Raw genomic sequence first — 8,961 nt, forward strand, 5'->3', positions numbered from 1 at the left:
CCCGGCCAGCGCACGCGCCCCGGCCACCGCCCGCCGCGCGTCCGGACCCGCCTCCACCAGCCCGTACACCGCGCCGAGCAGCGCGGTCACGGCCTCGTTCCGGTCGTCCACGTCGATGCGCACCGCGACGGTGTCCCGCACCGCGTGCGCGATCCCGCCCGCCGCGGCCAGCGCCTGGTCGGCCGTCTGCGCGCCGACGCCGGGGATCTGGCGGAGCTCGTAGCGGTTGGCGCCGTACACCTGGCCGACCGTGCCCAAACCCGCCTGCTCGATCGCGCCGAGGCGCAGCCGGCCCTCGGTGACGTCTTTCAGCCGGGAGACGGGGATGGCGGCGAGTTCGGCGCGCACGAGGGCGTCGAGCAGGGGATCCAGGCACGTCCGGACGGCGGTGACGGCCCGGGCGTGGTCGGCGAGGACCCCGCGCGCCGCGTCCAGCAGGCCGTCGGCGCGGACGAGCAGTTCCCGGGCGGCCCGCCCGGCCGGTGCCCCGCCCTCGGTCATGTACGTCCCTCTGTCTCCGTGGAACTGCCGTTCTCCGCGAAACACGGTGGCTCGTATCGTCCCACGCGGTGCCGGCGTCCCGGCCGGGAGGACGCGGCGTTGATCAGTCGTTTATCGCGGCACGGCACTGTGGCCCTCATGCTGATCAACACCGCGACCGACCCCGCCTTCTCCTGGCAGGAGACAGCACTGTGCGCCCAGGCGGGCCCCGAGTTCTTCTTCCCGGCCCCCGGCAGCTCCACCCGTGAGGCCAAGCAGCTCTGCAACGCCTGCGAGGGACGGCAGGCGTGCCTGGAGTACGCCCTCGACAACGACGAGCGCTTCGGTGTGTGGGGCGGCCTGTCCGAGAAGGAGCGGGAGCGGCTGCGCAGAGTTGGCCGCGACCGGGCCTGAAACGGCCCCGCCCGTGCGAGACTTCGGCCTCCACCGTCTCCGTACGCGGTCCCCGTGACCGTGGCGGAGCCCGCGTCGACCTGGAGGAGAAGCCGAGTTGAGCGAGTACGACTACGTCGTCGTCGGGGCGGGTTCGGCCGGCTGCGTGCTGGCCGCGCGGCTGTCCGAGGACCCCACCGTGCGGGTCGCGCTGGTCGAGTCGGGCGGGCCCGACCGCAAGCAGGAGATCCGCGTCCCGGCCGCCTTCCCGCAGCTGTTCAAGACCCCGTTCGACTGGGACTTCAGCACGGTGGAGCAGCCGGCGCTCGGCGGCCGTGAGCTGTTCTGGCCGCGCGGCCACACCCTGGGCGGCTCCTCCTCGATCAACGCCATGATGTGGGTACGCGGCCACCGCGACGACTACGACGCGTGGGCGGCGTCCGCCGGGCCGGACTGGGGCCACGACGCGATCGTGCCCTACTTCCGGCGTGCCGAGCGCTGGTCCGGCCCGGCCGGCGAGGGCACGGTGTACGGCACCGAGGGCCCGCTGCACATCGCGCCGCCCCGCAGCCCGTCCCCGCTGACCGCCGACTTCGTCACCGCCTGCCGCGACGACGGCCTGACGTTCCTGCCGGAGCTGAACGCGCCCGACCACAGCGGAGTCGCCCACACCCCCGTCAACCAGCGGCGCGGGCGGCGCTGGAGCGCGGCCGACGGCTACCTCAAACCGGCCGCCCGGCGCGCCAATCTGGACATCCTCACCCACACCCGCGTCCGCGCCCTCGCCTTCGACGGCGACCGGGCCACCGGAGTGGAGACCGAGGTCACCGGCACGCTCACCGCCCGCCGCGAGGTGATCCTCAGCGCCGGCGCCATCGGCTCCCCGCACCTGCTGCTGCGCTCGGGCATCGGCGACCCCGGCGAACTGCGCCGCGCCGGCGTCGAGGTCCGCGCCGCGTCACCGGACGTCGGCCGCAACCTCCAGGACCACCTCTCCTTCGCGGTGACCCTGCACTGCCCGCGCCCGGTCACCATGACGGGCGCCGACACCCCGGTGAACGTCGCGCGCTACCTGGTCACCGGGCGCGGACCGCTCAGCTCCAACCTGGCGGAGGCCGTCGCCTTCGTCCGCAGCGCCTCCGCACCGTCAGCCCCGGACCTCGAACTGATCTTCGCCCCGGCCCCGTTCATCGACCACGGGCTGACCCCGCCCACCGAACACGGCATCACGATCGGCGTGGTCCTGCTCCAGCCCGAGAGCACCGGCCGCATCACCCTGGACTCGGACCACCCGGACCCCCGCTCCGCCCTGCGCATCGACCCCGGCTACCTCGCCGACGGCACCGATCTGCGGCGCATGATGGACGGCGTCCGCCACGCCGAACGCCTCTTCGCCCACCCGGCTCTCGCCCCGCACACCTCGACGCCCATGGGCCACTACCCGGGCGAGGTGGACGACGACCGCCTGGCCGAGGCGATCCGCACCGGGGCGGAAACCCTCTACCACCCCGTCGGCACCTGCCGGATGGGCGAGGACCCCGGATCGGTCACCGACCCCCGGCTCCGGGTGCGCGGAGTCAGGGGTCTGCGCGTGGTCGACGCCTCGGTCATGCCGCGCATCACCCGGGGCCACACCCACGCGCCCACGGTCGCCATCGCCGAGAAGGCCGCCGAACTGATCAGGCAGGACGCCCGAGGCTAGAGGGTGTCAGGGGCCGCCGCAGGGCCGGGATCACGACGGGATACGGAACGTCTCCCCGTACATCTTCCAGGTCAGCGGCGGCTCCAGGCCGAGGTTCTCGTCCTCCAGGAAGACGCGCTGCGCGGTGTCGATGCGCGAGGTGTCGTGCCGCTGGTTCTTCTTGGACTTCATCACGGCCCGCGCGGTGTCCAGGAAGACGTCCAGGTACGCCGACTCGTCACCGCCCTCCGCGACCGTGTCCGCCTCGGCGAGGGCCGCCTGCCGGATGCCGTAGAAGGAGTCCTTCTCGTGCCCGGGGCCCTGGAGGACCATGGTGTCGAAGTAGATGAACTGGCCCAGCGCGCCGAGCCCGTCCAGCTTCGCCAGGCGCACCGCCGGCTCGAAGTACTGCTTGTCGCGCACCTCCTCCTGCGCCGTGCGGAACGCCGGGTCCTCCGCCGCCTTCTTCCACGCGCCCGTGAACCCCGGGTCCAGACCCTCGTGCGACCCGGTCCCGTCGACCTTGCGCAGCGCGGGGAGATACGGGGCGAGCGGGTTGTCCGGGTGGTCCTTCGTGAACGCCTCGACGAACGCGAGCATGTCGTGCGTACCGGAGCAGAAACCGACGAGACCGGCCGCGTAACCGGTGCCGTCGCCGCTGTCCTCGATCGTCGCGTACTGCGTGCGCCAGTCCAGCGTCGAGCCCTCCGCGCTGGCCAGCAGCTCCCACGCGATCTCCCGCATCCCCGGCGCGGCGAGTCCGGCCGGGGCCCCGTCGATCCGCTCGTTCATCTCCGCGCGCTCCTCGTCGTCCGCCGCCGCGAACGGGTCCGGGTTCACCGGCCCGGTGGCGGACGCGTCGGCGGCCTTGGGGGAGTCCGTGGGAAGCCCGGCGTCGTCGCCCCCTGGGTTGAGGACGAGGGCGACGGCTATCGCCAGCGGCGCACCGATCAGAACGAAGCGGGTCACAGGTTTCACCGGCACAGCGTACGGTCACCGCCCGCCCCCGGGCGGCACACCCCCGCACGGCGGAATCGCCCCATGACCGATGCCCTGGCGGACCCAGCTGCGGCTGCTGCGGCGCCACCCGGAGGCGGAGATGCGCGACGCGGCCTGCGCGGAGGTGACGGTCCGGGAGTGAGCGGTCTCCCGGACCGTCGCCTCCGCGCGGTCAGCCCTGGGCGCGCGCGGCCATCCGGGCCTTGCGCGCGGCCAGCTTCTCGTCGAACTTCGCCGCCTCGGTGTCCAGGCCGTGCATGTACAGGCCCAGCTCCTCCTGCGCCTTCAGGCCGTCCGGGCCCAGGCCGTCGATGTCGAGCACCTTCAGAAAGCGCAGCACCGGCTGGATGACGTCGTCGTGGTGGATGCGCATGTTGTAGATCCCGCCGATCGCCATCTGCGCGGCGGCCCGCTCGAAGCCGGGCATGCCGTGGCCGGGCATCCGGAAGTTCACGACGACGTCGCGCACCGACTGCATCGTCAGGTCGGGGGCCAGCTGGAAGGCCGCGCCCAGCAGGTTGCGGTAGAACACCATGTGCAGGTTCTCGTCGGTCGCGATGCGTGCCAGCATGCGGTCGCAGACCGGGTCGCCCGACTGATGCCCGGTGTTGCGGTGCGAGACGCGGGTGGCCAGCTCCTGGAAGGCCACATAGGCCACGGAGTGCAGCATCGAGTGCCGGTTGTCGGACTCGAAGCCCTCCGCCATGTGCGCCATCCGGAACTGCTCCAGCTTGTCCGGGTCGACGGCGCGCGAGGTGAGCAGGTAGTCCCGCATCACGATGCCGTGCCGGCCCTCCTCGGCCGTCCAGCGGTGCACCCAGGTGCCCCAGGCGCCGTCCCGCCCGAAGAGCGTGGCGATCTCGTGGTGGTAGCTGGGCAGGTTGTCCTCGGTGAGGAGGTTGACCACGAGGGCGATCTTGCCGATGTCGGTGACCTTGGACTGGTCGGCCTGCCACGCCTCGCCGTCCTCGAAGACGCCGGGGAAGTTGCGCCCGTCGGAGAAGGGGACGTACTCGTGCGGCATCCAGTCCTTGGCGACCTTGAGATGCCGGTCGAGCTCCTTCTCGACCACCTCTTCCAGTGCGAACAGGAGGTGGGCATCGGTCCACGCCTGTGAACTGCCGAGATGGGGAGAAGTAAGGGTCACGGGGGCTCCTGGGGACGGGAGGACTGGCTACCTACGGCTTCGTAGGTTACGAGACCGTAGGTTAAAGCGGCGGTAAGGCTCTGGCCAAGCCCGAACGGGCGAGCATCGCTCACTCTGCGTGACCAGAGGCCGGAGGGGGTGCGCACCGGCCCGGCGCACACCCCCTTGTTCCCGTGTCAGAGCCGGGCACGCACCTCCTCGGCCGTGGTGTCCCGCAGTTCGCCGTCGAGCAGCAGCCAGCGGGTGATGCCCAGCGATTCCAGGAACGGCACGTCGTGACTGGCCACGACGAGTGCCCCCTCGTACGCCTCCAGGGCCTCGGTCAGCCGCCGTACGCTCGCCAGGTCGAGGTTGTTCGTGGGCTCGTCCAGCATCAGCAGCTGGGGCGCCGGCTCGGCCAGCAGCAGTGCGGCCAGCGCCGCCCGGAACCGCTCCCCGCCCGACAGCGTCCCCGCCGCCCGGTCCGCCCGCGCACCCCGGAAGAGAAAGTGCGCGAGCCTCGCCCTGATGTGGTTGTTGGTGGCGTCCGGGGCGAACCGCGCCACGTTCTCCACCACGCTCAGCCCGTCGTCCAGCACGTCGAGCCGCTGGGGCAGGAAGCGCAGCGGGACGTCGGTCACCGCCTCCCCGGACACCGGGGCCAGCTCTCCGGCGAGCGTACGGAGCAGCGTGGTCTTGCCCGCCCCGTTGCGCCCCACCAGCGCGATGCGCTCCGGACCGCGCACCTCGTACTGCCCCCGTACCCGTGCCCCGTACGCGAGTTCCAGATCGCGCAGGACCAGCACGCCCCGGCCCGGGTGGACCCGGGTGTGCGGCAGCTCGACCCGGATCTCGTCGTCGTCGCGGACCAGTTCCACGGCGTCGTCCAGGCGCTCCTTCGCCTCGGCCAGCCGTTCCGCGTGCATGATCCGGTGCTTGCCCGCGGACTCCTGGGCGGCCCGTTTGCGCGCCCCCATGACGATCTTGGGCTCACGCTTCTGCTCGTACATCTTCTGCCCGTACCGCTTGCGCCGGGCCAGCTTCACCTGGGCCTCGGCCAGTTCGCGCTTCTGCCGCTTCATGTCGGCCTCGGCGGCGCGCACCATGCGCTCGGCCGCCTCCTGCTCGACGGCCAGCGCCTCCTCGTACGCGGAGAGGTTGCCGCCGTACCAGGTGACGGCGGAGTCGCGCAGGTCGGCGATCTGGTCGACCCGGTCCAGGAGTTCCCGGTCGTGGCTGACGACGACGAGCACCCCGTGCCAGGCGTCGACCGCCGCGTACAGCCGTTGCCTGGCGTACACGTCCAGGTTGTTCGTCGGCTCGTCGAGCAGCAGCACGTCGGGCCGGGCCAGCAGCAGCGCGGCCAGCCGCAGCAGCACGCACTCGCCGCCCGACATCTCGCCGATCGTGCGGTCGAGCCCGATGTGGCCGAGGCCCAGCCCGTCGAGGGCGGCCCGGGCCCGCTCCTCGACGTCCCAGTCGTCGCCCACGACGGCGAAGTGCTCCTCGGCGACGTCACCGGACTCGATGGCGTGCAGCGCCGTGCGGACCGCGTCGATCCCGAGCGCGGCGTCGACGCGCACGTCCGTGTCCAGGACCAGATCCTGCGGCAGGTACCCCACGTCGCCGGACACACTGATCCGGCCCTCGGTGGGCGCGAGTTCGCCGGCGAGCAGCCGGAGCAGGGTCGATTTCCCGGCCCCGTTGAGGCCGATGAGCCCCGTGCGGCCGGGGCCCACGGAGAGATGGAGGCCGTCCAGGGCCCGGCCGCCGTCGGGCCAGACCAGGGAGAGGGCGGAACAGGTGATGTGGGCGGTGGGGGTGGACATGAGGAATCTCCCGGTTGCGAGGAAGGACAGGGCAACGGGACGAGACACCGGCCACTGGCATTCGACGCGTTCCGGCGGGAATTCCGGGATCGCGGAGGGAAGGCCCTGGTCGCGGAGGACGGCTCGGAGAGCTGAGGTCGCACTCGGGCGCGCGGACACGGCAAAGGCCGGTCATGGCACGCGACACGGTGTCTCGGGACCTCAGACCTTCAACGGCCTGCTCCATTCGGCGACGACAAGGACACCGAGAACGCTACGCGGGGCCCGGGGAGGGAGCAATCGAATTAACGGCCCCCGCGCAAGCGGGTCGCGGACTCAGCGGGGACCGAACAGATCGGCAAGATCCCGGTCCAGGTCCAGGAACCGGTGCTCGTGGCCGCAGGGCACCAGCTCCTCGGCCCGCCGCAGGAACCGCCGCAGATCCGCGGTGCGCACGTGCACCATCGCGATCCCCTCGGCGGCGTGGAACTCCAGCACCGTACGGTCGTAGCCGAACGGCCTGATCCGTACGTCCCCGAGCCCGGACGGGACCTCCATCCCGGCGGCGAGGAGGTCTCGGGAGAACTGCCAGGACACCTCGGTCCCCTCCAGCGTCGCCGGCGCCGGGAACGCCATGCGAACGGCGAAGGGGTCCGACCGGTCGTAACTCAGGACGGCGGGCAGCGTCTCCATCTGCGGCGCGGACGCCACCATGCGGGCCTGTACGGACTGTTCGATGACCGTGGACACGAACCTGCTCCCTCTCGCGACCGGACGAACGGTTCCCGGCACACGTAGAGACGACGGAAGCCGCCGATCCGTGCACCGGGGGGCGGCGTGAGCTGTATCACCGCACACCGCTGCCTGTTCACCTGCCCCGTTCCGGCCGGAGCACCCCGGCCGGCCGCATTTCAGAGCTGCTGGCGGTACGGGGCGAGCGCGTCCGAGGTCTTGGTGGCGATGAACTCGGTGATCCGGTACGCGCAGACACCCTCGGCCACGAACGGGTCGGTCGCCGCCAGCCGTTCGATCGCCGCCCGGTCGTCCCCGACCGCGAGTATCACCCCGCCGTCCCGGGGGTTCTTGCGACCGGAGGCGATGAACACCCCGGCCTCGTACTGCTGGTCGAGCCAGACGACGTGCGCGTTCAGCACGGCGTCGACGCGGTCCAGCGGGGCGGTGTAGGACAGCTCAAGTACGAACATGGGTTCAGGCTATCGGCCGGGGCGGCCCGTAGGGTGGGCGGCATCATGACAGCGCTTCAGATGCCCTCCGACGCCGCCGGGGCCCGTGCCCTCCAGGACGCCCTGCGCGGCCGGGTGATCCTCGACGAGCCCGGTCCGCCGCCGGGGACCGGCCGGGTGACCGGGGTCGACGTCGCCTACGACGACGAGCGCGACATCGTGGCGGCGGCGGCCGTCGTGCTCGACGCCGCGACGCTGGAGGTGGTGGAGGAGGCGACCGCGGTCGGCCGGGTCAGCTTCCCGTACGTCCCGGGGCTGCTGGCGTTCCGCGAGATCCCGACCGTCCTGGCCGCCCTGGAGAACCTGGCCGCCGACCCCGGGCTCGTCGTCTGCGACGGGTACGGCAGGGCCCACCCCCGCCGCTTCGGCCTCGCGAGCCACCTCGGCGTCCTCACCGGGCTCCCGGTCATCGGCGTCGCCAAGAACCCGTTCACCTTCACCTACGAGCCGCCCGGCCCGGAGCGCGGGGACCAGTCGCCGCTGCTGGACGGGACGGAGGAGGTCGGCCGGGCCCTGCGCACCCGGGCCGGCACCAAGCCGGTCTACGTATCGGTCGGACACCGCACCGGTCTGGACAACGCCGTCGCGCACACCCTCGCGCTCGCCCGGGACTTCCGGCAGCCGGAGACGACGCGCAGGGCGGACGCCCTGTGCCGCAGGGCCCTGCGCGAGGCGACCGCCTGAGACCGCGGTCCCTCAGCGCATCGCCGCCACCCGGAACCGCAGCCCGGCCGCGACCAGCCGGTCCAGCAGCGCGTCGCCCATCGCGGCGGCCGTCGTGACCTGTCCCGAGGTGGCCGGCAGCTCGTCCAGCGCCAGGCACAGCGCGGACTCCGCGAGCATCTTCGCCGTCTCGTCGTACCCCGGATCGCCGCCCGACACCTCCGTGAACACCCGCCGCCCGCCGCCCTCACCGACGAACCGCACGGTGAACCAGCTGCGCCGCCTGCGCTCCGCGTCCGGGCCCGCGCCGGATTCGTAGCGCGCCATCAGCCAGTCCCGCGCGGCCGGCACCTGGGCGGCCCCCAGGAGCGCGCCGAGCGCCGCCGTACCGCCGAGCGCCACGGGGAGGCGCTTGACCGAGGCGTAGTGGCGGTAGCGGAAGTCGGGGCCGTAGCGGGGCAGCGCCTTCGCCGAGCGGGCGATGATCCGCGCGTCGAGCGTCGGCAGCGGAAGCGCCCAGGTGCCGGTCTCCGGGCTGAACCGCGGGCGGCCGAGCGGGGCGTGGAC

8 protein-coding genes and 2 pseudogenes are annotated in these 8,961 nt (G+C 72.6%); 3 read left to right on the forward strand and 7 right to left on the reverse strand.

The annotated features are described in order from the left end of the window. Positions 1-501, reverse strand: a pseudogene (locus G3I41_RS14655) (ATP-dependent helicase); the annotation flags it as partial. 138 nt (positions 502-639) lie between these two features. Here G3I41_RS14655 and G3I41_RS14660 point away from each other — a divergent pair. Next, complete coding sequence (locus G3I41_RS14660; protein ID WP_073965723.1) at positions 640-894, forward strand: WhiB family transcriptional regulator; 255 nt, start codon at positions 640-642, stop codon at positions 892-894. Positions 895-991: 97 nt separating this feature from the next. Then, positions 992-2,575, forward strand: a complete 1,584-nt coding sequence (locus G3I41_RS14665; RefSeq protein ID WP_164400647.1) for a GMC family oxidoreductase N-terminal domain-containing protein — start codon at positions 992-994, stop codon at positions 2,573-2,575. Positions 2,576-2,605: 30 nt separating this feature from the next. Here G3I41_RS14665 and G3I41_RS14670 read toward each other — a convergent pair whose 3' ends face one another. The 5 genes from G3I41_RS14670 to G3I41_RS14690 all read right to left on the reverse strand — a co-directional run bounded on the left by G3I41_RS14670 (position 2,606) and on the right by G3I41_RS14690 (position 7,692). Then, positions 2,606-3,523: a chitosanase gene (locus G3I41_RS14670; RefSeq protein ID WP_164400652.1), complete on the reverse strand. Its 918-nt coding sequence runs from the start codon at positions 3,521-3,523 to the stop codon at positions 2,606-2,608. A gap of 202 nt (positions 3,524-3,725) precedes the next feature. After that, a complete protein-coding gene (locus tag G3I41_RS14675) occupies positions 3,726-4,700 on the reverse strand; it encodes an acyl-ACP desaturase (RefSeq protein WP_164400648.1) in 975 nt (324 codons plus the stop codon). 176 nt (positions 4,701-4,876) lie between these two features. Continuing rightward, on the reverse strand, positions 4,877-6,508 hold the full coding sequence (locus tag G3I41_RS14680) for an ABC-F family ATP-binding cassette domain-containing protein (protein WP_164400649.1): 1,632 nt from the start codon (positions 6,506-6,508) through the stop codon (positions 4,877-4,879). 315 nt (positions 6,509-6,823) lie between these two features. After that, entirely contained in the window at positions 6,824-7,237 is a 414-nt protein-coding gene (locus tag G3I41_RS14685) for an SsgA family sporulation/cell division regulator (RefSeq protein WP_164400650.1), read from the reverse strand. A 161-nt stretch (positions 7,238-7,398) separates the two neighbouring features. Further along, positions 7,399-7,692 (reverse strand): YciI family protein, encoded by a 294-nt coding sequence (locus tag G3I41_RS14690; RefSeq protein WP_164400651.1) that lies wholly within the window; start codon positions 7,690-7,692, stop codon positions 7,399-7,401. 45 nt (positions 7,693-7,737) lie between these two features. Between G3I41_RS14690 and G3I41_RS14695 the strand changes: the two genes are divergently transcribed. Next, a complete protein-coding gene (locus tag G3I41_RS14695) occupies positions 7,738-8,415 on the forward strand; it encodes an endonuclease V (protein ID WP_239081630.1) in 678 nt (225 codons plus the stop codon). Positions 8,416-8,427: 12 nt separating this feature from the next. Here G3I41_RS14695 and G3I41_RS14700 read toward each other — a convergent pair. After that, positions 8,428-8,961: pseudogene (locus tag G3I41_RS14700) on the reverse strand (saccharopine dehydrogenase); the annotation flags it as partial.

It is taken from the genome of Streptomyces sp. SID9727 (genome assembly GCF_010550605.1).
Classification (GTDB): Bacteria; Actinomycetota; Actinomycetes; order Streptomycetales; family Streptomycetaceae; genus Streptomyces.